19 protein-coding genes and 2 tRNA genes are annotated in these 23,587 nt (G+C 46.9%); 8 read left to right on the forward strand and 13 right to left on the reverse strand.

Features of this window, described 5'->3' with window-relative positions:
* The first annotated feature begins 22 nt into the window (after positions 1-22).
* The 5 genes from C9I99_RS08095 to C9I99_RS08115 all read left to right on the forward strand — a co-directional run bounded on the left by C9I99_RS08095 (position 23) and on the right by C9I99_RS08115 (position 7,412).
* Positions 23-1,321 carry an outer membrane protein transport protein gene (locus tag C9I99_RS08095; protein ID WP_107348340.1) on the forward strand — a complete coding sequence of 433 codons (1,299 nt, stop codon included), beginning with the start codon at positions 23-25 and terminating at the stop codon, positions 1,319-1,321.
* A gap of 220 nt (positions 1,322-1,541) precedes the next feature.
* The gene (locus C9I99_RS08100; protein ID WP_107348341.1) at positions 1,542-2,369 is read left to right on the forward strand and encodes a pirin family protein; all 828 of its coding nucleotides are present in this window, start codon (positions 1,542-1,544) and stop codon (positions 2,367-2,369) included.
* A gap of 351 nt (positions 2,370-2,720) precedes the next feature.
* Positions 2,721-4,832 (forward strand): TonB-dependent receptor plug domain-containing protein, encoded by a 2,112-nt coding sequence (locus tag C9I99_RS08105; RefSeq protein ID WP_243734358.1) that lies wholly within the window; start codon positions 2,721-2,723, stop codon positions 4,830-4,832.
* On the forward strand, positions 4,832-5,392 hold the full coding sequence (locus C9I99_RS08110; RefSeq protein ID WP_107348343.1) for a YfiR family protein: 561 nt from the start codon (positions 4,832-4,834) through the stop codon (positions 5,390-5,392). The genes C9I99_RS08105 and C9I99_RS08110 overlap by 1 nt, the downstream gene beginning before the upstream one ends.
* A complete protein-coding gene (locus tag C9I99_RS08115) occupies positions 5,385-7,412 on the forward strand; it encodes a diguanylate cyclase domain-containing protein (RefSeq protein WP_107348344.1) in 2,028 nt (675 codons plus the stop codon). Before C9I99_RS08110 ends, C9I99_RS08115 begins: the two co-directional genes overlap by 8 nt.
* Before the next feature lie 50 nt (positions 7,413-7,462).
* Here the strand turns inward: C9I99_RS08115 and C9I99_RS08120 are convergent, their stop codons facing one another.
* Together C9I99_RS08120 and C9I99_RS08125 are read right to left on the reverse strand one after the other, a co-directional pair.
* Complete coding sequence (locus tag C9I99_RS08120; RefSeq protein ID WP_107348345.1) at positions 7,463-7,933, reverse strand: DUF2947 domain-containing protein; 471 nt, start codon at positions 7,931-7,933, stop codon at positions 7,463-7,465.
* 132 nt (positions 7,934-8,065) lie between these two features.
* Positions 8,066-8,284, reverse strand: coding sequence for a hypothetical protein (locus tag C9I99_RS08125; protein WP_107348346.1), 219 nt, complete (start codon positions 8,282-8,284; stop codon positions 8,066-8,068).
* A gap of 468 nt (positions 8,285-8,752) precedes the next feature.
* On the opposite strand from C9I99_RS08125, the gene C9I99_RS08130 reads away from it, so the two are divergent.
* A complete protein-coding gene (locus tag C9I99_RS08130) occupies positions 8,753-10,297 on the forward strand; it encodes a long-chain-fatty-acid--CoA ligase (RefSeq protein ID WP_107348347.1) in 1,545 nt (514 codons plus the stop codon).
* Between the two features lie 142 nt (positions 10,298-10,439).
* Complete coding sequence (locus C9I99_RS08135) at positions 10,440-11,207, forward strand: DUF3108 domain-containing protein (protein WP_107348348.1); 768 nt, start codon at positions 10,440-10,442, stop codon at positions 11,205-11,207.
* Positions 11,208-11,239: 32 nt separating this feature from the next.
* Here the strand turns inward: C9I99_RS08135 and C9I99_RS08140 are convergent, their stop codons facing one another.
* From C9I99_RS08140 to C9I99_RS08170, 7 genes are all read right to left on the reverse strand, one after another.
* Positions 11,240-11,491 carry a hypothetical protein gene (locus C9I99_RS08140; RefSeq protein WP_107348349.1) on the reverse strand — a complete coding sequence of 84 codons (252 nt, stop codon included), beginning with the start codon at positions 11,489-11,491 and terminating at the stop codon, positions 11,240-11,242.
* Positions 11,475-12,053 carry a gamma-glutamylcyclotransferase family protein gene (locus tag C9I99_RS08145; RefSeq protein ID WP_107348350.1) on the reverse strand — a complete coding sequence of 193 codons (579 nt, stop codon included), beginning with the start codon at positions 12,051-12,053 and terminating at the stop codon, positions 11,475-11,477. Before C9I99_RS08145 ends, C9I99_RS08140 begins: the two co-directional genes overlap by 17 nt.
* A 22-nt stretch (positions 12,054-12,075) precedes the next feature.
* The gene (locus tag C9I99_RS08150) at positions 12,076-13,029 is read right to left on the reverse strand and encodes a 5-oxoprolinase subunit C family protein (protein ID WP_107348351.1); all 954 of its coding nucleotides are present in this window, start codon (positions 13,027-13,029) and stop codon (positions 12,076-12,078) included.
* A complete protein-coding gene (gene pxpB / locus C9I99_RS08155) occupies positions 13,011-13,730 on the reverse strand; it encodes a 5-oxoprolinase subunit PxpB (RefSeq protein ID WP_107348352.1) in 720 nt (239 codons plus the stop codon). The genes C9I99_RS08150 and pxpB overlap by 19 nt, the downstream gene beginning before the upstream one ends.
* On the reverse strand, positions 13,723-14,466 hold the full coding sequence (locus C9I99_RS08160; RefSeq protein WP_107348353.1) for a 5-oxoprolinase subunit PxpA: 744 nt from the start codon (positions 14,464-14,466) through the stop codon (positions 13,723-13,725). Before C9I99_RS08160 ends, pxpB begins: the two co-directional genes overlap by 8 nt.
* Before the next feature lie 166 nt (positions 14,467-14,632).
* Positions 14,633-14,708: transfer RNA gene (locus tag C9I99_RS08165), tRNA-Gly, on the reverse strand.
* Positions 14,709-14,711: 3 nt separating this feature from the next.
* A tRNA-Cys gene (locus C9I99_RS08170) sits at positions 14,712-14,785 on the reverse strand.
* 281 nt (positions 14,786-15,066) lie between these two features.
* On the opposite strand from C9I99_RS08170, the gene C9I99_RS08175 reads away from it, so the two are divergent.
* Positions 15,067-15,915, forward strand: a complete 849-nt coding sequence (locus tag C9I99_RS08175; RefSeq protein ID WP_107348354.1) for a hypothetical protein — start codon at positions 15,067-15,069, stop codon at positions 15,913-15,915.
* A gap of 114 nt (positions 15,916-16,029) precedes the next feature.
* On the opposite strand, the gene nspC is transcribed toward C9I99_RS08175, so the two are convergent.
* From nspC to C9I99_RS27665, 4 genes are all read right to left on the reverse strand, one after another.
* Positions 16,030-17,163, reverse strand: coding sequence for a carboxynorspermidine decarboxylase (gene nspC / locus C9I99_RS08180; protein ID WP_107348544.1), 1,134 nt, complete (start codon positions 17,161-17,163; stop codon positions 16,030-16,032).
* Between the two features lie 418 nt (positions 17,164-17,581).
* Positions 17,582-18,826 (reverse strand): carboxynorspermidine synthase, encoded by a 1,245-nt coding sequence (locus C9I99_RS08185; protein WP_107348355.1) that lies wholly within the window; start codon positions 18,824-18,826, stop codon positions 17,582-17,584.
* Positions 18,827-18,899: 73 nt separating this feature from the next.
* A complete protein-coding gene (locus C9I99_RS08190; protein ID WP_107348356.1) occupies positions 18,900-21,797 on the reverse strand; it encodes a pyridoxal phosphate-dependent class III aminotransferase in 2,898 nt (965 codons plus the stop codon).
* Positions 21,798-22,893: 1,096 nt separating this feature from the next.
* Positions 22,894-23,193, reverse strand: coding sequence for a helix-turn-helix transcriptional regulator (locus tag C9I99_RS27665; protein WP_107348357.1), 300 nt, complete (start codon positions 23,191-23,193; stop codon positions 22,894-22,896).
* Positions 23,194-23,587: the final 394 nt, after the last annotated feature.

The following is a 23,587-nucleotide window of genomic DNA, read 5'->3' on the forward strand; positions in this document are numbered from 1 at the left end:
ATAATTAAAAAGATATATAGATATGTTCAAGAAGCGTCTTTTAACAAGTGCTGTAGTTTCGGCTATTGTACTTTCGTCAACACCTTCGCTAGCGGCAGGATTCCAATTAAATAGCCAATCAGCAACAGGCCTTGGTCGTGCCTTTGCCGGTGATGCTGTGATTGCCGACAATGCCGCGGTAGCTGCCCGTAACCCTGCGGCAATGGCCCTATTTAAAGAGTCTAACTTTTCCCTTGGTTTTAATGTCATCGCGACTGACGTAAAAATGAAATCAGGTACTTACCACCAGCCCAAAGTTATCGCCAGTCCCAATGGCGAAATTCTAGGTTTAGAAACAAACAGCTATGATCTTTCAGGTACCGACGACATTGGCGGCACCTCGCTGGTCCCCAACCTGCACCTGGTAATGCCAATCAATGAAAAATGGGCGTGGGGCCTGTCCGCATACTCGAATTTCGGCACCGCAACTGAATTTGGAGACGACTTTGCCGCCTCGATCTTCGGCGGGAAAACAAGCGTTAAAAGTATGAACCTAGGGACAAGCCTGTCTTATCGCCTCAATGAGCACCTCAGCATCGGTGCAGGCCTGGACATCATCTACGGTGTCGGTGAGCTCTCCCGTGATTTTGATGCCGAGGTGTGCCCTAGCGTCATGGGCAGCCCGCTGTTCTGTACCGAGCTAAAGCAAAACGTCTTGGATGTCGATGCATCCGGTACCGCACTTGGCTGGAATGCTGGCTTGGTGTACGAGGTTAATGAAAATCACCGATTTGGCCTTAGCTACCGCTACAGTCCAACCGTTGAAGCGAAAGGCGACGTTATGGGTGGCTTGCAAACCGCAAGTTCAATGGATTTACCCCTACCCGATATTGCTGAATTTTCAGGCTACCATCGCCTTACCGACAAATTCGCCGCCCATTACAGTTTACAATGGGTTGAGTGGAGCGCTTTCGATACCCTGCATATCGGTGCGATTGAAAAAGAGTATCAATGGAAGGATGCCGGTCATATTTCTATCGGTGGCACCTATTACCTAAATAATGACTGGACACTTCGCGCTGGATACATGTACGACATCGCGGCAACCGATGAGCTGAAATCAATCTCAATTCCAGACTCTGATCGTCAATGGTTCTCTGCTGGCTTTAGTTACCACTTCAGCCAAAAGGAAAGCATCGACTTTGGTTTGACTTACCTCGTCGGCCAAGATGTCACTTTTGACGAAGAATTGAGTCCTGAGCTGGATGCTCCTTCAATCACCGGGGCAACGACACGCGCCGATGCGATCTTATTCGGCCTGCAATATAGCCGGTCTTTTTAAGCCGCCATTGATACAACTCAGAGCACAGAGCGGAAACTCTCTCGAGTTTCCGTTTTTTTATATCTCAATGCTTTTGTTTTTTTTCATAAATTACCATGGTGAAGCCCCAGTCTTGGGTCTAAGATTTATTGTATCAATTTCATGATTGCAGCATGTTTCTGTGATCTGTTTCTTGATTAGATTCCATGCTCATCGTCGCATCACGATTTTGGTCAATGCCATGAGAAAGACAAGAACCGTACAAAAAATTCGCTTTGGCACAAAGCGTGGCCTTCAAACCACTTTTATAAAACCGTCAGAACTTGAAGAGCTCAATCCGTTTGTGCAATGGGATCATTTTACCGCCAAAGCATTACTTCATGCTGAGCGGCTCGATTATCAAAGCCATTCGGGGATTGATGCTGTCAGTTACCCCGTTATTGGCAAGCTCAGCCATCATGACTCAACCGGCAACCATGTCACCCTTGCCAGCGGTGATGTGCATATCATGACTTCGGGCGACGGCGTCATTCACAAAGATATTATGACCCCTCAAAATGGGCTGGTGGAATCCTTCAGTCTCGGCACTGTCCTACCGGCAGGGAAAGTCGAAATGTCTCCGGCTAGGTGCATCAATTTGCACTCCCAGCAGATGCCATTAATTGAGGAACATGACTCGACCACCAAGATAATTATTGGCCAGTACAAAGGTGCAGCCAGTCCGGTTAAATACAGCATTCCTATGACCTTCCTCGATATTATGATCGCTCCTTACGGCTGCTGGTCTTTTGCTCCCGATCCGGTTCAACTTACCGGATTTATTTATTTACGTTCGGGGAGTGTCTACATCAGCGGCAGTCAGCTTCATCGCCTACAAATGGCAACCTTGGTCCCGTCCGCTCTACCTATAGAAATCAGAACCAGCAAGCTTGGCGCAAGAATCTTTATCGCTACAGGCAAACCCCAGCAACAACCTCTTTTTTCAAACCAATATTCTGTACACTCCTCGCCGCAAAATATGACAAAAGCGACACAAAATATCGATCATCTACTCACATCCAGAAAGTGAACGTGTTCACCCGCATCACCCCAAGGTGATCTAAATCGCAAAAATCAACACTCATTTTTTTGACGCTTTTATCCGCCAGTGACCTCATCTCGTCTCAAGATTGAGTTATTTTTGACCCGACTAATTCAAAACGTTACCAACAAATAATACCGTTTCTCTGTTGAGCAAAGTGACAATAATTTTCCGCCCTCACAAATACCAAAAGAGAATGCACCCTATACCAATATCCCCCACTACATCCCTATCACCAATACCTAAACCTGAAAACAAAAATAATATAAACCTTTAAATTTAAAGGTTTTATTTTATTATCCAGTGTCTACCCTCACCTCTTTGACCGGTCGCTAGATTATGCCAGTACCCTTTTTACGCTCAGACTTGTTTATGCTGAACCGCGGCAAAATTGTACTGCCGTTATTGGTCGGCCTATGTAGCGCAAAAGGACAAGCCAACGATCTCGAACAGTTAATGTCCATGAGCCTCGAAGAGCTCGCAATGGTCGACATCCACGTCACGTCTGCCGCCAAAAAACCACAATCACTGAGGGATATTCCGGCCGCGGTATATGTTATTTCCAATGAACAGATCCGCCGTAGCGGGGTTCGCTCAATAGCCGAAGCGCTTGCACTCGCCCCAGGTATTCAGGTTACCCGAATTTCCGAGTTCAACTGGCAGGTGTCGCTACGTGGGCTCAATGAAGTCTTGTTCAACAAATTGCTTGTCATGATCGACGGCCGCACCGTCTACAGCCCTCTGATGTCTGGTACCTTTTGGCACACCATCGACACCCTACTTGAAGACATTGAACGGATTGAAGTTATTCGCGGGGCTGCTGGCACCATGTGGGGAGGCAATGCCGCCAATGGCGTGGTCAATATCATCACGAAAGATACCCAAGAAACACTTGGTCACTATGGGGAAATGGCAGGTGGTGACTATGGATACCGAGAGCTTAACTACCGTTATGGTACCCGGTTCAATGACAACGTCACCGCTCGGGCATTTGTAAAAGGGGTCAACGGTAATTACTACATTGACAATGATGACACCTGGCGCAACCTGCGTGGCGGGATAAGGGCTGATATCAGTCAAGATAATCGAAAAATCACTCTCCAAGTAGGCGGCTACCAAACCAAATCTGAGCACCTTTGGCTTTATGCAGACTTATCCTCTGCTTATTCTGACGGCCTGTACCATCATACAGATCTTAACGTCTATTCAGAAGGAGCCTATTTCAGTGCTAACTGGCAAGAACAATACAACAACAGCTTCTATGAATTTAACCTCTGGGCCGATACCCATTCCTCTGATGAGCCTTCAGCAGCAGGCAAGTTCCATACATTAGATCTGGAAGTTCTCGCCCACCAACAGCTCAACCCCGATCACCAAATCACTTTTGGTGGGGGAAGCCGCGTTATTCACCGCCGAACAGCACCCTACCCTGATAACCACTACAAACATATTGAGCTTTGGGGACGCTACAGCCACGATCCAGTCGGTACTGACACCATTTTTAATACCTATTTTCAGCTTGAGTCCAAACTGAGTGAGACTCTGACCTCAACATTTGGCCTAAAGGTAGAGCACTTCAGTCTCAATAACAGCACTGAGCTTCAACCTCAGGCTCGCTTACTATACCAACCCAATAACAACCAACAACTGTGGCTTGGTGCCGCGCGAGCCGTGGTCACTCCGTCTTTTGTCTCCACTAAAACAGATGGGTATCGTTTATCTTCTGTATGCCTAACCACAGACTGCCAGGACAACCGCCCGGCCATTATCTACACCGCCGCCAATGACAATCTCGATACCGAGTCCGTGGTGACCCTTGATATGGGCCATCGCTATTTTGTCTCCGATAAATTAACGGTAGATAGCACTATTTTTTACAGCCAATACGATAACGTATTGATGGAAAATGACAGTCAATGGGTTTGTATTTATGGTCAATGCATGGATGGCACACAGCTACCCAGCGAGATGTTTGCATTAGTGCAGACCTACAGTGATAACTTGAAGCTGGAGAACTATGGATTTGAAACGGCCATCAACTGGTCTCCCCTGCCATCGTTCACTATCAATACCAGCTACAGCTATATTCAGACCTCTGCATCTTGTTCTGGCCATGCTAACTGTCAACCTGACGCAACGACGGGCAGCAAGCTGTTAAACGAGCACCAACCAGCGCACTTGCTCTCCTTGCAAACCCTGTGGCAAATCACGCCAGCATGGCAGCTAGACCTGTGGTTCAAACACAAGAGTGCGGTGTCGACAAACCACTCCTTACCGGAAGCGCCATCCATCAGCACACTTGATGCCAGAATCGCCTGGCATGAAAAGCCACATTGGCCCCGTATAGAATTGATTGCAGATGCCCTTGGAAAAAACCCTTATGAGGATATGCCAGGCAAAGCTCGCATCGATCAAAACGTATTCCTCAAAGCAAGTTGGGGGGTCGAATAATGCTCCGTCGATTGTACCCAGCTTTACTTTACACGATAGCTTGCTTAGCTCTGCCACTGAGCTGGGCGGCGCAAGCAAAAAACCAACACAGCCAGAGATTTTCTGAACACGATATCAAAGCGGTTTATGTCTACCGTCTGGCAAGCTTCATTCGCTGGCCAGAAGGGAAAAATAGCAACATTAAATACTGTACTCTCGGTGAAGATAGGACTACCCGCAGCTTACACGCCTTGTTTGAAAAGCCGAGCTCAAGAGGGAAACTCGAAGCTATCGCTTCGCTGACTGATGCAGCGCTGCATTGCGACCTCCTGTTCATCACCCACGATGCCATTCAGCCGATCACGCCCCTGCCGCAGTATAAGGGTCTACTCACGATTAGTGATTCACCCAATATGCTCTCCGAGGGGGGGATGATCGAATTACGGACACTGAATTATCAGATAAAGCCAATTCTTCACAAGGGCAACATACACAATGGCCTGCTTACGGTAAGTTCACAGCTTTTACGTATTGCACTTATCGCAGACGCCAAAGAGGATAAAGGGGGTAAGTATGAATAATTGGCTCAAAAACCTCACTCTCAACCAGCGCTTGTCTTTCCCTATTATGAGTTTTAACTTGCTGGTCTTGATCGGATTTCAGTTCATCAGCTACCAAAGCTACCTAGCAATCGAGCGTGACAATCTCATATCGAGGACACAAGTGCTTGCCAGAGGGGTCGGTAGCAACCTGTCGGCACCCATTTTGTTTCATGATTCTTTTACCGCCAAAGAAATTCTGTCTGCCCTGAAGGCCGATAGTCTTATCGTAAAAGCCCGGCTCGAGTTACCGGATCATTCTCGGTTTGCAACGTTCGAAAACAAACTACTGACTTACGTCGATCCAAGTGACATGCAGCAGCAAAAAATCCGTCAGAATGGATACCATTTTGGTAAAGACAACCTCTACCTCATTGTGCCAGTCACCATTGACGGTGAAGAAATTGCCCATATCCATCTCGCGATTTCACTGGACAAAATCAAGGCGATCCAGACAACCCACCTCAAGATCAGCCTGTTTCTGTTTCTCATATTAATTATTACCAGTATGTATTTTATCAATCGGATCCAGCACTGGGTGGTTACGCCTATCACCAAGCTCAATAAAGGCATTCGGCGGCTGATCAAAGGGGATGAACACCGACCGATCCACCACAGCCATCTGACCAATGACGAACTAACTGAGTTAACCCTTGGGTTTAACAACATGGTAAAAACCATCAACCAGCGTAACAAAGAACTTCGTAATGCCATGCAAAAACTCGCGATGGAAAAAGCGTTTGCCGACGAGGTAATCGAAACAGTGCAACACGCGCTGATCGTTGTCGATAGCAAAGGGGTGATCACGCTAGCAAATGAAGCCTGTCAGAACATGTTCGAACTCTCATCCTTTCAGCTATTCAATAAACCGCTGATCGATATTCTGCAACCCACTGAACGAGGCGCTTTCCAGTTACTATTAGATAACAACCTCAATAAACACCAAGGGATTGAGCATTTGGTCATTGAAAGCCTTGCTTACTCTCAAGAAATGCGAGTATTTCAACTGGTGAGCCGACCACTTCGAAATAAACAGCAAGCGCTGTTTGCCATTGAAGACGTGACTGAGTGCCAGCGTGCTGATAGACAACAAAAACTCGTCACCAAAGTCTTCGACAACAGTCAGGATGCTATTTTACTGTTTGATCGTAACGCTAGGATCACCATGGTTAATACGACGTTTGTCCGTCTATCGGGGTTCAGCGAGGACGCTATTTTAGGCCGACATTATCAATGTATTATCGACAAGGATAAATTCGCGCCTGTTATCCCCTTGATAAAAGAAGCACTGGCTACCCAGACGCAATGGCATGGCGAAATCAATCTCCTGACCAATGATGGCCAGGAACTTCCCCTGTATATCCGAATCAGCCAAATCAACGAACCCCATAGCCATGATCAGCAAACCGTCGTTATTGGTTCCGATCTACGCTCCATGAAAAAAATGAAGCTACTCGAGTACCAAGCCAACCATGACATACTGACGAACTTGCCAAATCGCGGAAAGTTATACCAAACCCTTTACGACAAGCTTCGTGAACAGCAACGGTCTGGGTTCTCCTTCTGCGTACTGTTTCTTGATTTGGATGGGTTTAAAAGTGTCAACGACAACTTTGGCCATAATATTGGCGATCAAGTGTTGATCACTATTGCCAATCGCCTCACCGAAGCGGTTAATGAGCAAGATGTTGTCGCACGCATCGCCGGTGATGAGTTCGTGGTTGTTTTATCCGAAGGCCAAGAACCATCGACAATACAACGCACCTGCCAGCAAATTATGCGGTCCATTTCGGCCCCAATAAAGGTCGATAATTATCACCTGAACATCGGAGCCAGCATTGGCAGCTACCTCGTTCAAAGTAATGAGTATCAGAATATCAACGATATTCTAAGGCGGGCAGACAAAGCGATGTATAAAGCAAAACTGAAAGGAAAAGGTCAGCTCATTCACTACCTGCCTTCCCAGCATCTTGAGCAAGAAACGGGGGCAGGTGGCAAATGAGTATATCCCCAAGCTACTTCAAACTGCAGGGTTAGAAGCGGTGTGGGCGTCTAGCGGTTAGCCAAACGGAAGGTCCCTTTAGAGCTAAACCAAACAACTTGTGTTTTTTTACGGCCTAGCAGCATCGGGCCATCATCAAAGAACAAGAAGTTTTTCCAGTTGCGCTTGAACACGCCCCATTTGGTTTCGATCACATTGTACTTTTCGTAGCAGAAGTACACGGTCGTGTTATCTTCCCAATCCAGAAACGTCAACATATCTTCCGGTAACTCAGGTTCATCACTATCCCAGGCCGCTTGCCAGTCAATATCTTCCGACCAAATCTTGTCATTATTCGCCCAATCACCTTTTTCGAAATGATCGGCATCAGGACTTTGACGGCTAATATGCTCTCCCCAAATCTGGGAAGATCGCGCTTGAGTGTATGGCTTGATTAGCGCCAGGTCTGATTCGGCAACAGGCATGGATGCGTGGGTAAAAATCCACTTTCGGGAATAGTTATCTAACTCTACGTAGTTCATGGGACGACCTAACAATTTAAGACGGGAGAAATGTACCTGAGTCGCCCCCTTTGTGCCAGCAAATATCAGAATTAAAGACTAATTACTGCACTCTATATCGAGCGGTGAGATGCCGCTCGATGATGTATCTGACTATTTTTTCTGATCCCACAAATTACTCACCCAGCCACCAACGGCATCGTCATAATGGCAATTGGTATAGTGCTTATCGGCTAGCGTGGGCTCTTGCTTGTTGGATTCAATCAATTGAGAAATGTGGCAGGCCATTGGGTCACCGCCGGTCGTCAAACGTCGACGAGTCGCAACTTCTTTAATAATCTGTAAGCGGTAAGCCGAGTTCATTTTCTTCATTTTTACACACCTCTATTGATTGAGCCCAAATAAAAATAGGAGGCGTTAAGAAAATCGTCAAATATCGAACTTATAAAGCTCATAAACAGCCGCTATGTACGTGTTTTTATACCCTTATATTTCAAGGTGTTATTATAAAGGTCAAAATTACATTTCTTTGACCTTTCACACCACCAACTTAAATGCCTGAATTATAAGAAAATAATATATCATTAAAAATTAATGGTACCGACAAAAAAGATTCACTTTTAGGGGGTTAACCAATATCGATAATCTCATCTAGATTGTTGGACATCCCAATACACTCACCCTCTGAGGTGTAGCAATGTGCCAACGCTGTGGCTGATAGCATTGGCAACTGAGCAGCTTGATAAAGCTCTGAATCCTGCAACTTGAACTCACTTGGGTATGGCTGTTACCTCAGTGAAGACTTACAATAAAATACTAATACCTACAAGAAATAAGTATATGTACAACTTAGCCACCAACCTTGAACGCAATGCCGAGTTCCGCGGAAACGACACGGCTTTGATATTCAACGACGAAAAGATCAACTTCAGGGCACTGGATCAAATGGTCAATGCCATTGCCAACCACCTGTGTAACATCGGCATCAAGCCCGACGACAAAGTCGCTATCTCTTGTCCTAATATGCCAGCCTTTATCATCGGCTATTACGCAATCCAAAAAGTAGGCGCTGTTACTGTCCCTCTGAATATTATGCTCAAGGGGCCGGAGGTGGCTTATCACCTCAATGACTCCGACGCAGTTGCCATTATTAGTTTTCAGGGCAACAGCGCCTTACCGAGTGGGGAATACTGCTTCGAAGGATTTAGCCAAACGCCAAGTTGCCAGCACTTTATTTCTATTGAATCAGGCAGTGATGAACCACTACCTGAAGGTGCCCATAGCTTTAACCAATGGCTTCAGTCAGGCAGTCACCAATTTGAAGCTATATATCGCCGGGCTGAAGATACCTGCGTGATCCTATATACCTCGGGGACCACTGGGCGAGCGAAAGGAGCAGAACTGAGCCAGAGCAACATGTTGTGTAATGCTCAAGCCTGCCAAGCACTGACTAATCAAAAAGGCTCGGATGTCAGTATTGCGATATTGCCGCTATTCCATACCTTCGGCCAATCACTGATCATGAACACGTCAATCCTTACTGGCAGTGCACTCGTTCTAATCCCGCGCTTTGTACCGAAGCACGTTCTCCAGCAAATGCATACCCATAAAGTCACCCATATGGCGGGGGTACCGACCATGTTTATGGGCTTACTTGCCTTTGCCGAAAAACATGGCAGCGATAATCTCGACGAAATCGCCGCCAACCTCAAAGTGGCTATCTCGGGAGGCGCCTCTATGCCCGTCGAGATCCTTAAGCAATTCGAAGAAAAGCTCAAAGTACCGGTCATCGAAGGCTACGGTTTATCCGAATCATCCCCTGTTGCGGCTTTCAATCATTTGGAATATAAGCGTAAGCCGGGCAGTATTGGGCAACCCTTGCCAGGCGTGGCAATGAAAGTGGTGGATGATAAAGGACAGGAGCAACCTCGCGGTAAAGAAGGCGAGTTGCTTATCCGTGGTCATAATGTCATGAAAGGGTATTACAAAAAGCCAGAAGAAACGGCTAAGACCATTGTCAACGGCTGGTTGCATACTGGCGATATTGTCCGTATGGATGATGAAGGCTATGTATACGTGGTCGACCGACTTAAAGAAGTGATTATCCGGGGCGGATTTAATATCTACCCGCGCGATATTGAAGAAACCTTTATGACCCATCCTGATGTTCAGATGATTGCGGTTATTGGTGTTCCTCATAAAACCTATGGTGAAGAAGCAAAAGCATTTGTGATTTTAAAGGATAACGCGTCAACAACCAGCAAAGAGTTGGTTGCATGGGGTAAGGAACGCTTGGCCGATTACAAATACCCGCGCCTGATCGAGGTTGTCGAAACGCTACCGTTGACGGCGACAGGTAAAATCCTCAAACGCCTACTCAAATAAGCCATACGATAGCCCACGTCCCCTCAAGGTGTTTGAATATGCACCATTGGCCTGTTGATGAGACAGGCCAATTTGGCATATTGCCACCAGCCCTGCTAATTTAATTACATTGTCCAACGTCTTATATCATTAAGGTGACAGTGTGCAGGTTAACCTTTTTTTGCCCCTAGCGGCTTACCTCAGCATTTTCGCCTCATCCCAGACTCAAGCGGAGCCAGCCCCGTCTTTTCATCAGTGTACAAAAACGCTGACATACCAGCTTTTTTTCAACAACCTGAAGATTGGCCAGATGACACGGATCCTGCGCTGGCAAGGTAAACAAGCCCAAATTAATGCCTACAGCAATATCGAAGTATTGGCGACAAAAACCCGGTTTAACCAACAAAGTAACGTCTTCTGGTCTGATGAACAGCAAAGCTTTCTCTCTAAAGGCTTCCAGCGCGAGGTCAAAGGCTTACTAGGTGGTAAAACGGAGGTCTCATTCAATGGTAACGGAACATCATCCAAAGTCACTGTCGATGGGGAAGTATCCTCTTTTGACAGTGATGCGCTCCCGCTTCTTGATGCCGATGCCATTGGCAGCCAAATGAGGCTGGGACTCATCGAAGGAAAAACGCAGTTTGAATACAACTTGCAAGATACAGACGATGTAAACCGTTACTATTTTCAAGTCGCTGGCAAAGAGCAGATTAACTCCAACTTCGGTAGTATCAATACCATCAAAGTTAAACAAGTCAGAAAAAGTGACCGACAATTTGTCATGTGGTTCTCACCAGATGTGGACTACCAACTGGTCCGTGCCACCTATAAGCGGAAAATATTGGATCTCAAAGCCGTTTTGCTTAGCAATAAAAAGGTTTGTCCCCCAATAAGTCAATTCTCATTAAACACCGCACCGAGTCATCCCTAACCCCATTCTAATATTTTGCCTTGGCAGCCGTGCTACTTCATCGTGACTTTGCCACCAATCATTTTCAAGGCTGGCGCACCGCGTATCAGGGTGTCTCTGGCAAAGACTTGTTCACAACTGGGACAGACGCCTTCCTGCTGAGTGAAGTCTTTGACGATTCGCTCCTTGAAACACTTCACCAAGGCCCCCTTGCCTCCTTTGCGGTATTTATACAGCTGAGTTTTACAGCCTGCACAATAGATATCGACAGTTTTGGTTGGGCCTTTCTTATTCGGTTTTGCCATGGCGATGCTTTGCTCTTACCTGTGCTAATAATTGATCGATTCGCGCGATATGCTCATCACGGACACCCGCATGATTACCGTATTTAGGTTCATGACGATCATTTTCCAAAGGATGATGCCAGCCCAGGGTTGTATCGACAAACGTTTTGGCAAAAACGCTAGATATTGCGAGGCAACCAGCGAGTACCGTATCGACATACGTTTGCATGATCGGCTGGATATGACACGGAGGCTCATGATCCGCCTTGGTATACACCCACACAGGCAAACGGTCTTCTATCGGCTGGTGACTCTCTAGCTGAGTCGGATCTAGCTCTATACGGCGGTAACCTTTTTCGCGGTGGTCAAACTGCTGCAGCGCCTTTTCATCCACCCTGACCAGAACCCCATTACAAACCCCTTCACCGAGCGCAGCCACAAGCGGTGAAATATGGTAAGTACTATCGATTTTTCCCCAATAGCGCTGCAAACCATGAACAGTAACCGGTTGTGCTTCTTTTGCCTGCCCGGTTAACAACCGAGAAGCATTGTTGATCAAACTTCCGTAACCAAAGATATACATAAACCTGCCAATGCCTCTCTCATCATTTGCTTAACCCAAAAAAAAGGGAAAATTGCAGCCATTGGTCAGAGACCTCAGCCAATGTAGCGCGTTTAAATGCCACGTCGGTGCCCGGCCTTGCTTGAGCCAAGCGGGGCAAGTCAACTCGGGCGACACAGCCAAGTTTGGGATAGCCTCCCAGGGTTTGCCTGTCATTCAGCAAAACAATCGGCTGTCCATTTGGCGGGATCTGAATCGCGCCAAGTGCAATACCTTCAGAAACAATACCTTCAATTTCAGCATGGATCGGTTCACCGGATAACCGGCAACCCATCCGATCTGTTTCCTGACTAACAGTATAGCGACTAGCATAGAAGCGCTGTTTTTCACCTTCTGGGAAGCTTTGATGCTGATATGACTCAATCACTCGCAACTGAATCGGGGTGCTGTAATCCGGAATAAACCGCGCTGAGGTCTGCCTAGTTATAGCCTGTTCGTGCTGAATGTGTAGCGCATCCACCGAGACTTGCTTGGTTGATAAGATATCGCCTTTTTCGAGTCCCTTCCCTTGGTGCAATCCGCCCAATTGGTTACGCGGTACCGCAGAGGCACTTCCCATTATCAAAGGCACGTCCAGTCCCCCTTGTATGGCTAGATATGTCCGCAACCCTGTTCGGGCAAAACCAAATACAAGATGTTGCCCTTGTTTGACCGTAACACTTTGCCACATGGGTAAAGGGCTACCGTCTAGGGTCGGTTGCATATCAGCACCCGTGACGGCTATTTGGCCATCGTATAAAATCTGAAATTCAGCTTGGCCAAGGGTAATTTCTAGCATTGCGCTATTCGGCTTATTGGCTAACAAATAATTGGCCCAGCAATAAGCGTGTAAATCAACCGCTCCGCCTTGGCTCACCCCCTGCCCTCCAGCACCATATCGCCCGATGTCTTGAATAAGGGTTAGCATTCCAGGGCGGATCACTTCCATTGCGGCCATATTTGTCCTCCTTGCTGTAAAAACTCGTCTTTGGAGATAGCGGTAAATCGTACCTGATCACCGACCTGAAACGGGGTCATGGGGGATTGCTGTGGTTGAAACAAAGGTAACGGACAGTTGCCGATAATCTGCCAGCCTCCTGGGGATTCATTGGGGTAAACCGCAGTCTGCTGGTTGGCAATACCGACGCTGCCGGCCGGGATCCATTTCCTTGGTTCAACATGACGAGGGGTGGCAATGGACTCGTCAACTGGCGCGAGGAAGGCAAACCCCGGTGCAAAGCCGATAGCACAAACCGTATATGTACGCTCAGAGTGGAGGTGAATAACCTGTTCGATGCTTAAGCCTTTTTCATCCGCTACCACAGCTAAGTCAGGGGCAACCTCTGAGCCATAGTACACCGGCAATGTAATTTGCTTGGCTTGATAATTTCCTTCCATCTCAACACCTTCAACCGGCCCTTCCTCAGGCTGAGCAAAGTAGTCCACCAGTAAACGATATAATTGTTGATAGCTCAGCACATCGGGGCGATATTGAATAAGTACCGAGGTATATGACGGGATAACCTCAACAATGGCGGGATGAGCCAAAGTTTGAAGGTGAGCGACGAACTCGCTGATCTTAGGTGTAAGCAAAAGATCAATCTGATCACCGAAGTAGATAATAGCGTTGCATTCCGATACCGCTTCAATCTTAAACATGACGAAGATCCTCAGCGAGCTGTCGAACAATCGCTATGGACTCCTCGTTATCACCGTGGACACAGACCGTATCAACGTGTAATGCCAGCGTCTGTCCGTCTATGGTGGTGACTTTGCCATTGGCTAGTTCAGCAACTTGCTGGCGGATACGATGGCTGTCATGGTATACCGAACCAACCTGAGTTCTCGGCACTAACAACCCATTGCTGCTATATGCCCTATCCGCAAAGCCTTCGAAAAGTAGTTCGACGCCCATTTGTGCCGCTAGCTCTGTATAGTGCTGGTTATCCCGCTGGGCTAAGATCATCAGTTTCAGCGCCGATGAGCGGTGTTGGTTTAAATCAGAAACGGCGCTGAGAATAGCTTCGAAAATACGAGGCTGTGCCATCATATCGTTGTACAGTGCACCGTGAGGTTTGACATAACTGACTTCACCACCAGACAACTGGCACAATGCCTCGAGCGCTCCGATTTGATAGGCAACCAAGCGGGTAATCGCTTCCGCGCTATGGGGGATAGAACGTCGCCCGAAACCACTTTTGTCGTCATAACCGGGGTGGGCACCAATTTCAACATTATCTTCAACGGCTAACTGAATGGTTTTGGCCATATGATCCGGATCGGAGGCGTGAAAGCCACAGGCAATGTTAGCCATGTCAACATACGGCATCACGTCAGAGTCCTTCCCCATCGTCCAACTGCCATAGCTTTCGCCCATATCACAATTGAGTTTCATATTTGCTCCCTGCTTCATACCAAACTAAGTCATTGATATTAAATTGACTCAAGTAAGTATAACAAGTGGGATAGCAAATGGGATGAGGAGCAAGCAGAAAGGTAACGTGAGCGGAGGGAGAAGCTGAAACGAAAAAGCCCCAGCATTTCTGCTGGGGCTTAAAATTTGGAGCGACACACGAGGTTCGAACTCGTGACCTCAACCTTGGCAAGGTTGCGCTCTACCAACTGAGCTAGTGTCGCAAATGGAGGCGCGTCCCGGAGTCGAACCGAGGTCCACGGATTTGCAATCCGCTGCATAGCCACTCTGCCAACGCGCCTTCAATACCTACGAGTTGTACCCCGCTGCGGTATGGGGTGCATTCTACGCATTGGAGCAATCGAGTCAACAAGAAATTAATCCAAACATTACCAACTGGTTATTTTGCATTCAAGCCTCACCTCGGCGATGATATTTTCACCACAATCATTGGATTGCGCTAGCTCGCCTCGACAGCATAAACGTCATCACTCCCAAAAATTATCATACTAGAACGCTTGTAAATCAGCCCAGCATCTTAGAAAATAGTGATCTTCGTCACAGTTAATCATCCAGAACATCATGACAACCCTGCGCCGTATAGGCTTTATCACTCTTGCTGCCAGCCTTTTGTCTGCCTGCACGCCAAAACAACACCAGCCTATCACGACCGGGATCAGCTTTATCACCCAGGCACCTGAATACTTGCTAGCTGCATCAAACGACCAGGTATCAAGGGAAGGTAAACCGCAAAAATATGTGTCAAGAAAAACGGAACACTGGCTCAACCACCAATATCGCGTTGCTGCAAGAAAAGCGGTAGACAACAATGCTGCCTACATTGCTTTCTACTCTGATCAGCAATATGACAAGCCAATTCTCACTCCGGCATTTTCGTATGTAACCGCTATTTCAGATCTAACCGTGGATCCCTCCAATAACGAACGCAACAACAGACTCGAGTTGGGGACCGCGGCCAACCACGCTGTTCTTGCCAGCAATATTGACTTTGGCACCGCACAAGTAGGGAGTAATCTCTATGCATACAACCCAAACAAAGCCCGAGCGGACGCTTTTGAGCAACAGGAAAGCAATGAGTCCATTACCTACCTCTCTTTGATTCGGCAAACACACTCTGGCCAAGATGCACCGCTCGCTCACGATCTGGCGCTGCTGGCACATTCGGTTGATAGACTGGCAACTCAAGGAAACAATAAAATAGTCTTACTCAATCAATATGACGCCCAGTACAATACACTGATAACCAATCACATAAAGGGACTCGATGTCATTATCAGTGCAGGTACATCCAGCTACATCGAAATGAACAACTACACCTGCCTGGCAACATTCGAGCAGACCCAAGAAAACTGGCAGACCTTGTTTATGACATTTGATTCGAAAGGAAAGATTATACAGTGTCAGTTTTAGGCGACGTTTTGAAAACCACGATCAGACAACCGTAACCAATGATAAAAGAGATATAAGCAAAAAGGCCGCCTTTGAGGCGACCTTGACAGATAATTCGATGCTTTGACGATAAACTTAGCTAACCGACCACTGCGACAGCGAACGTTTGAAGTCGTCGTAACCAAACTCGTTAAGCATTTGAATCTCGCCATTGCTACGCTCGCAGTAGATTGACGGCATCTTCAAACCATTGAACCAGTTCAGTTTCACCATGGTGTAGCCTGCACTGTCCATGATGTGAAGCTTCTGACCAATTTGCAGCGGCTGCTCAAAATTAGCCACGCAGAACTGGTCGCCGGCCAAACAAGAGCATGAACCGATCACGTATTCGTGTTCACCATTATCAGATGCTTCCAGTACAGAGGCTGGCTCGTCGTAGATAAGCGTATCTAGACGGTGTGCTTCTGTCGCTGAGTCAACGATGGCTGTTTTCTTTACGTTTTCAACAATATCGACAACAGTGACCACAAGATCTGTGGTTTTGGTAATAATCGCTTCACCCGGCTCAAGGTAGAGCTGAACGCCGTGTTTTTCTGAGAAAGCTTTCAGGGCTTGTGCCAGCTTCTCGATGTCATAGCCCGGCCAGGTGAAGAATACACCACCACCCAAGCTGACCCAATCAAGCTTATTCAGGTGGTCACCGAACTGCTCGGAGATAGCATCCAGCAAGCCAGTGAAGGCATCGACATCTTTGTTCTCACAGTTCATGTGGAACATCACACCATCAATATCGTTGAATACTTCTGGTTTAATGTGATCGGCTTGCACACCAAGGCGCGAGAACTGGCGAGCGGGGTTGGCCAAATCTTGTCCGGCGTAACTAACACCCGGATTCAGGCGCAGACCAATTGACGCTTTACCTTCGACGATATGACGGTGAGCAGCTAGTTGGCTCTGCGAGTTAAAGATAAGCTTGTCGCAGATATCCGCGACTTCGCGCACGTCATCTTCGCTGTAACCCACGCTGTAAGCATGCGTTTCGCCACCGAAGGTTTCGTAGCCCAGTTTCACTTCAAACGGGCCGCTGCTGGTTGTGCCGTCTAGGTATGGCTTGATGATGTCAAACACACCCCAGGTCGAGAAGCACTTCAGGGCCAATACCAGTTTTACCCCTGAAAGCTCTTTGAGCAGCTTGGCTTTTTCCAAGTTGGCAATCAGCTTATCTTCATCAATCATGAAGTAAGGTGTTTTCAATTCTTGTTTCTTCAATGTCATTTTTTCTCACACACTCAAGCTGTGTCTGTAAGGATGTTGGATTCAATATTTCCCTATTTTGTAACTCACTGCGTTCAGACAGGACAAAACAGGAAAATATCGACTCTCAACAGTCCCTCATTCCGATTGACAGAACAACCGAATTAAGAATCTCACCAAGAAGGGAGCAGTAGCTCCCTTCTGATATTACTCTGTAAACAAGGCTGATAAGCATCGTTACTCAACAACCTTCTTTATCTATTTTGAATAAAATTCGCAGGAATTTGAGGCAACACTTAATCATCTCTAATTCACGACAAATAAGGTATTGAGCGCCGGTGTTTCTCTTCAGGGCCAGGAGGAAGCACGGAGTTTATAAACATAAATGAGTACTTCCGACACCGCCATGGAGAGAAACAACAAGCTCAGGGCCTTATTTCAGGATTTTGATGTCAGGCTGACCTACTTCCAATTCCTGAACATGCCAATCAAGACCGATTTCAGGCATTGTTTCTAGGAACGGATCTGGGTCTAGCTGTTCCATGTTGAACACGCCTTTATCTGCCCACTTGCCACGGAAGTACTGAAGTGCTGCAGTGATCGCTGGTACACCTGTGGTGTAAGAGATCGCTTGGTGCTCAACGTCTTCATAAGCGACTTCGTGATCTGCATTGTTGTAGATAAATACAGAGCGCTCTTTGCCGTCTTTCTTACCTTGTACCCACGTACCGATACACGTCAGGCCTGTGTAGCCCGGTGCGAGTGATGTTGGATCCGGTAGAAGTGCTTTAAGCACGTGTAGTGGCTGAACAACCGTACCATCGTGCAGTGTTAGCGGATCTGGGCTTAGTAGGCCGATGTCACGCATGCAGTTGAAGTAGTTCAGGTATTTGTCACCAAAGCCCATCCAGAATTCAATGCGCTTGGCTGGGATGAACTCTTTCATTGAGCGAACTTCATCGTGCGCCATTGAGTAAACTTTGTGCGAACCACAGTTCGGGAAATCAAACTCAAGCATACGTGAGTGACACGGTACTTGTTTCCACTCTTCGTTTTCCCAGTAGAACGAGTCGCCCTGGATTTCCAGCATGTTGGTTTCTGGATCGAAGTTGGTGGCGAACTTCTTGCCGTGGTCACCGGCATTCACGTCCATGACGTCAATCGTGTCGATTTCATCGAACAGGTGCTTCACCGCGTAGGCTGCAAATACAGAGACTACGCCCGGATCGAAACCAGCGCCTAGGATACCAGTGATACCTGCTTCTTCGAACTTCTCACGGTAACCCCACTGCCAATCGTACGCCTGAGGCACTTGCTGGCCTTCAGAACACAGGTCTACCGCGACAGATGTATCTAGGTAAGACACTTTCGCTTGGTAACACGCTTCCATGATGGTCATGTTTACCCAAGGAGGACCAGCATTGATCACAAGATCAGGCTGCACGTCTTTAATCAGTGCTACTAGCGCGTCAACGTCATCGGCATTAACCGCACGAGCTTCTAGTTTCTTTGATGGATCTTTCAAGTTGTTCTTTTTCTTGATTGACTCAATGATTTTCTCACACTTACCAATTGTGCGAGATGCAATCGTGATATCACCAAGAACTTCGTTATTCTGAGCCGCTTTGTGCGCAACTACCCAGCCAACACCACCAGCACCAATCTGTAGAATTGCCATTTCTTCTTATTCCATAATTAAATGAGTAAGTGTTCCGGTACAGCCGCTTTGACCGCTGTACCGTACCTGTTTATTAACCTAGTTTGCGTTCAGCTTGCGCCGCAACCTGGTTGATTTCTTTTAGTAATGATTCAAAGTCAGACAGAGTCAAACACGGGTTCAAGATCGTGAATTTCAGGGCAACGTTGCCCTCTACCACGGTCTCGCCCAGTACCGCCTTGCCTTCAACAAGTGCATCAATGCGTAGTTGTTTGTTAATTCCATCGAGTGCCGACTCATCGTTGTTGCCAATATAACGGAACAACACGGTTGATAGCGCCGGATCAGCCAGCAGCTCAAATTCTGCCGACTTGTTAACCATATCAGCAACCAGCTGCGTTTGGTTCAGAAGGTGATCATACATCGCACCCAACGCCTGAGGGCCCACGCATTGCATAGTCATCAGCACTTTCAAGGCATCGAAACGCTTAGTGGTCGCAATCGACTTATCCACCAAATTCGGTAGCAGATCATCTTCACGGTTCAGGTAGTCAGCATGGTGAAGCAGGTACTTAAAGTTCTCTTTGTCTTTAATGAGTACCGCACCGCAGCTGATTGGCTGGAAGAACAATTTGTGGAAATCCACACTGACAGAGTCAGCCTTCTCAATACCGTGCAGGCGAGTCTTATGACGGCTCAGGATCAGTGCACCACCATAAGCGCCATCGACATGTAACCATAGGTTATGCTGCTTGGCCACATCCGCCATGCCGGTCAGATCATCAATCGCACCGTGATCGGTAGTACCTGCGGTACCCACCATCGCAAATGGCAGCAAGCCCTCGTTTTTCAACGTTTCAATGGTGTTGACCAAGGAAGCCAGTTTGATCGTACCGTCAGGGTTGGTATCGACAGTGACGACTGCATTTTCACCCAGCCCCATTAGTGATGCTGATTTCTGAACCGTGAAGTGTGATTTCTTCGAACACAAAATACGAAGCTTACCTGCATAATCCGGTAGGCCTAGTTTTTGGATGTTGTGACCGGAAATCGTATCGGCCGCCCAATCGCGTGCCAGCAACAAGCCCATGAGATTTGACTGGGTACCACCACTGGTGAATACGCCATCTGCTTGGTTGCCCAATTGATATAACTCGCATAGCCAATCAACCACTTTCTGCTCTACGAAGGTGGCGGCACTTGCCTGATCCCACGAGTCCATTGACTGATTCAAGGCAGCAATGAACGCTTCAGCGGCAACCGCTGGTAGCAATGGCGGCGTGTGTAAGTGAGCAATACAATGCGGATGCTGAACCATGATAGAGTTCTTGGCAATCAGTTCACCGGTCTGCTCAATCACCAAATCTAGTGGCATTTGCTGGTTATCAAGATCAATGTTGTTGATCATAGCTTTCAGCTGCTGCGGATCCATGCCCGAGTACGGAGTCTCTGTGTTCTCAAAAACATGCTTCAGTACACGCGTGGTTTGGTTGAGTGCCGCTTCGAATTCGTCCGCACCGCCTTTACCGGTATGGATGAAGTGCTGATACCAGTCTGCAGCGTCAGCAACAGCGGGCTCTTTAATCTGGGCTGGGCCTGCCGTTGCCAGTATCGCTTTGCTCATTGTATCAATGGCAAAATCCAACTGCTCATAAGAGATAATCAATGGCGGAAGGAAGCGCAATACCGACCCTTGTCGGCCACCTTTTTCGATGATCAAGCCACGCTCAAGTGCAGCGCGCTGAATAGCGATGGTCAACTCAGGATCAGCCTCTGGCTCACCGAATTTATTCTTGGAACCATCTGGCTTACAAATTTCGATGCCTAGCATCAAACCTTTGCCGCGGACTTCGGCGATGCAGTCAGTATATTGGGCAATACGTTCCAACCCTTCACGCAGGTATTGGCCTGCTTTTTGAGCGTGCTCAACCAGGTTATCACGGCGAATAATTTCAAGCGCTTTCGCCCCTGTTGCCATCGCCAACTGGTTACCACGGAAGGTCCCTGTATGCTCACCTGGCTTCCATGTATCGATTGACTTATCAAAGATAAGTACAGACATAGGCAGACCACCGCCTACCGCTTTCGATAGACACAGGATGTCAGGAGTAATGCCAGACTCTTCAAAAGCAAAGTTAGAGCCGGTCTTGCCAATGCCACACTGGATCTCATCAAAGATCAGCAGGATACCGTGCTCATGAGTAATGCGGCGCAACTCACGCAACCAGAATGCTGGCGCAGGGAGCACACCACCTTCGCCTTGAACAGGTTCGACGATAATCGCTGCAGGCTTTTGCACACCACTCTCATCATCATTAAGCATGCGCTCGATGTAGCGAAGAGTCTGCTTGGCACCCTCATCACCGTGAATACCAAACGGGCAGCGTAGGCTGTAAGGGAAAGGAAGGAAATGAACATCAGCCATCAGGCCTTGACGGCGGGCTTTGGTATTGAGGTTACCCATCATCGCCATGGTGCCGTTGGTCATACCATGATATGCACCATGGAAGGCTGCCATGGTATTACGACCCGTGGTTTGCTTTGCGAGCTTAATTGCCGCTTCTACGGCATCAGCACCTGATGGGCCACAGAACTGAATACGGGCATTTTTCGCAAACTCATCAGGGAGGAAGTTCATCAACTCCTTGATGAATTTATCTTTAACTGGTGTCGTGATATCCAGCGTCTGGTATGGCAGGCCAGCATGTAACTGATCAATAATGGCCTGGTTTATTTCAGGGTGGTTATACCCCATCGCCAATGTGCCGGCACCGGCTAGGCAATCCAGAAACAGTTGGCCACGACTGTCTTCGACCAGCGCTCCTGAAGCCTTGGCAATAGCCAATGGCAAACGACGTGGATACGAGCGCACTTCGGATTCATAATGCTCTTGACTAAGCAGCAACTCATCAGGCGTTAAATCATAAACATCATGCACAACAGGTACATTCGAAGCGAGTTTTAGCTCATCAAGGTCAAACACATTACTCATGTTCTTTTCCATTTGAAACACCGCACCCCTTGCTATCTTCTCCACTGATATCAATGTCAAAAGTGGTTTTTTGTTCAGCACTACAAGCACCACCTAGTAATCGGTGATGTGATTGGTGTGAACTGGAGAAAGTATCAAGGTTCGGTGCAGTTGCATCTTCTATAGATGCATTGACTATAGACAACCGATAGCTTGCGCTCTCGGCGTAACCGAAAACAAACTGATTACCTAGACAAATGTTTGTCTAAATGCCTGCCGACAAAAGCGACTGCATGTGATCAGAAAGTCAAATACCAGTAATTGTGATCAGGATGATCAAGGCTCAGTAATAATACTGCAGTTGGGTAAGACAAAGCTGATTAGAGTAATAAGAGTAAAAGTATTCACTGTTGGGTTCCTTCAATATGCGCCTGCGTTTTGACTACAGGACCGCACTATTAATGCCCTTCTACTAACCCTAAGGTTAGTACCTACGGCGCATCAAGTGGCAATCAGCCCGAATACCGCTTGATACAATGTGCCTCAGAAATGTGCTGCTGAGATTGCGCAGAAAAGTAACACACCAGAAATGTGTATGCCAGAAATATTTAATTGAATTATGTGTCAAAATCTAACTTTATGATCACCAACTACCAAACACCGAAATATCAGCCATACAAACCATAAAACACAGGCATTACAGAATATTAATAAGCAATCAACCAAGACTTTCAGTCTTACATGCTAGCGCCGTTGTGTTTCTGGCTATCGGCAAGGCTCACTGATGAGGCATATTATTCTATTCCCCTCCCCATCAGGTACAGAGCTCTGATTTTCGCCAGCGGCTAATGGCCTGTTAAGAAACCACTTTTCGCGCTCAGTCTCCGCCAACTGCTTTCTTTTCCTGAGTTCTCCCCCTACCTACTATGGTGAACCTGGGTATTGATGTGAACGTGGGGCTCCCTAACAGAAAGAGTTAAGTTAACGGAATATATTTCCGATGTGTAATTAACAAAAATCAACATGACAATTTATTAACACCAAAGCGTTGACTTGCAATCATTTTGTAAATTAATAATATGCAATATAAAGCGGTGAAGGGGAAAAGTGTAATCGCTCAGTCAGAGCTACCCGCAACTATGAGTCCGTTGCTTTCAAAAATATTGATGATTCTCTCGCCCACTCTCTTATCTGTATTAGTAAGACCTAACATATCTGTAACTTCACACTTTAAACAATTACAGATCCGATAAAGCGTTGATAATTTTATGTCTGACTTATTTGACTCAATATCAATATAAGTTCTTCTAGACACATTAATGCACCTGGCTACCTGAATTTGTGTTTTTCCACGAAACTCTCTGAGTGTTTTAATTCGATGAGCTACAAACTCAGGTTCATAAGTATTAAGTTGCATCTATCCTTACCATGTTCAAGAAATCCTACGTCACTGTTGGGAACATAATACAGCGGTGAAATATACTAAGCAGAATTAGAAGCATAAATTCTCTTCACCGGTGGTCATTATACTTTCATTAAAAATACATGTAAATTACTCAACCAATCTCACATTGTGAAAATACAGTCTCATTCAGCCATCATCAAAATGTTAATTAGATCACAAATCAGCCAGTGGATACAACTTTGCTTATCAAAAAAAAGAAATGTATCATTTTTATTGATAGCTGGGGTTTTTATGCGATAATAGGCTCATCTTGATGATTTAAGCCTTATCAAGAGTTCTACATTCTTTTACCGTCGTACCCCTTTTGTGCGACGGCTTTTTCTCTTCAAAGTCACTTTTACCCTTC

The sequence above is a fragment of the Photobacterium lutimaris genome, assembly GCF_003025555.1.
Classification (GTDB): Bacteria; Pseudomonadota; Gammaproteobacteria; order Enterobacterales; family Vibrionaceae; genus Photobacterium; species Photobacterium lutimaris.

Bases quoted from the DNA above. Each gene is read 5' to 3' on its own strand.
- C9I99_RS08150 (WP_107348351.1), bottom strand. From the start codon at position 13,029: ATGGCCGCAATGGAAGTGATCCGCCCTGGAATGCTAACCCTTATTCAA.
- C9I99_RS08095 (WP_107348340.1), top strand. From the start codon at position 23: ATGTTCAAGAAGCGTCTTTTAACAAGTGCTGTAGTTTCGGCTATTGTA.
- C9I99_RS08145 (WP_107348350.1), bottom strand. From the start codon at position 12,053: ATGTATATCTTTGGTTACGGAAGTTTGATCAACAATGCTTCTCGGTTG.
- C9I99_RS08100 (WP_107348341.1), top strand. From the start codon at position 1,542: ATGAGAAAGACAAGAACCGTACAAAAAATTCGCTTTGGCACAAAGCGT.
- C9I99_RS08120 (WP_107348345.1), bottom strand. From the start codon at position 7,933: ATGAACTACGTAGAGTTAGATAACTATTCCCGAAAGTGGATTTTTACC.
- C9I99_RS08185 (WP_107348355.1), bottom strand. From the start codon at position 18,826: ATGGCAATTCTACAGATTGGTGCTGGTGGTGTTGGCTGGGTAGTTGCG.
- C9I99_RS08160 (WP_107348353.1), bottom strand. From the start codon at position 14,466: ATGAAACTCAATTGTGATATGGGCGAAAGCTATGGCAGTTGGACGATG.
- pxpB (WP_107348352.1), bottom strand. From the start codon at position 13,730: ATGTTTAAGATTGAAGCGGTATCGGAATGCAACGCTATTATCTACTTC.
- C9I99_RS08175 (WP_107348354.1), top strand. From the start codon at position 15,067: ATGACAACCCTGCGCCGTATAGGCTTTATCACTCTTGCTGCCAGCCTT.
- C9I99_RS08125 (WP_107348346.1), bottom strand. From the start codon at position 8,284: ATGAAGAAAATGAACTCGGCTTACCGCTTACAGATTATTAAAGAAGTT.
- C9I99_RS08115 (WP_107348344.1), top strand. From the start codon at position 5,385: ATGAATAATTGGCTCAAAAACCTCACTCTCAACCAGCGCTTGTCTTTC.
- C9I99_RS08130 (WP_107348347.1), top strand. From the start codon at position 8,753: ATGTACAACTTAGCCACCAACCTTGAACGCAATGCCGAGTTCCGCGGA.
- C9I99_RS08140 (WP_107348349.1), bottom strand. From the start codon at position 11,491: ATGGCAAAACCGAATAAGAAAGGCCCAACCAAAACTGTCGATATCTAT.
- C9I99_RS08105 (WP_243734358.1), top strand. From the start codon at position 2,721: ATGCCAGTACCCTTTTTACGCTCAGACTTGTTTATGCTGAACCGCGGC.
- C9I99_RS08110 (WP_107348343.1), top strand. From the start codon at position 4,832: ATGCTCCGTCGATTGTACCCAGCTTTACTTTACACGATAGCTTGCTTA.
- C9I99_RS27665 (WP_107348357.1), bottom strand. From the start codon at position 23,193: ATGCAACTTAATACTTATGAACCTGAGTTTGTAGCTCATCGAATTAAA.
- C9I99_RS08190 (WP_107348356.1), bottom strand. From the start codon at position 21,797: ATGAGTAATGTGTTTGACCTTGATGAGCTAAAACTCGCTTCGAATGTA.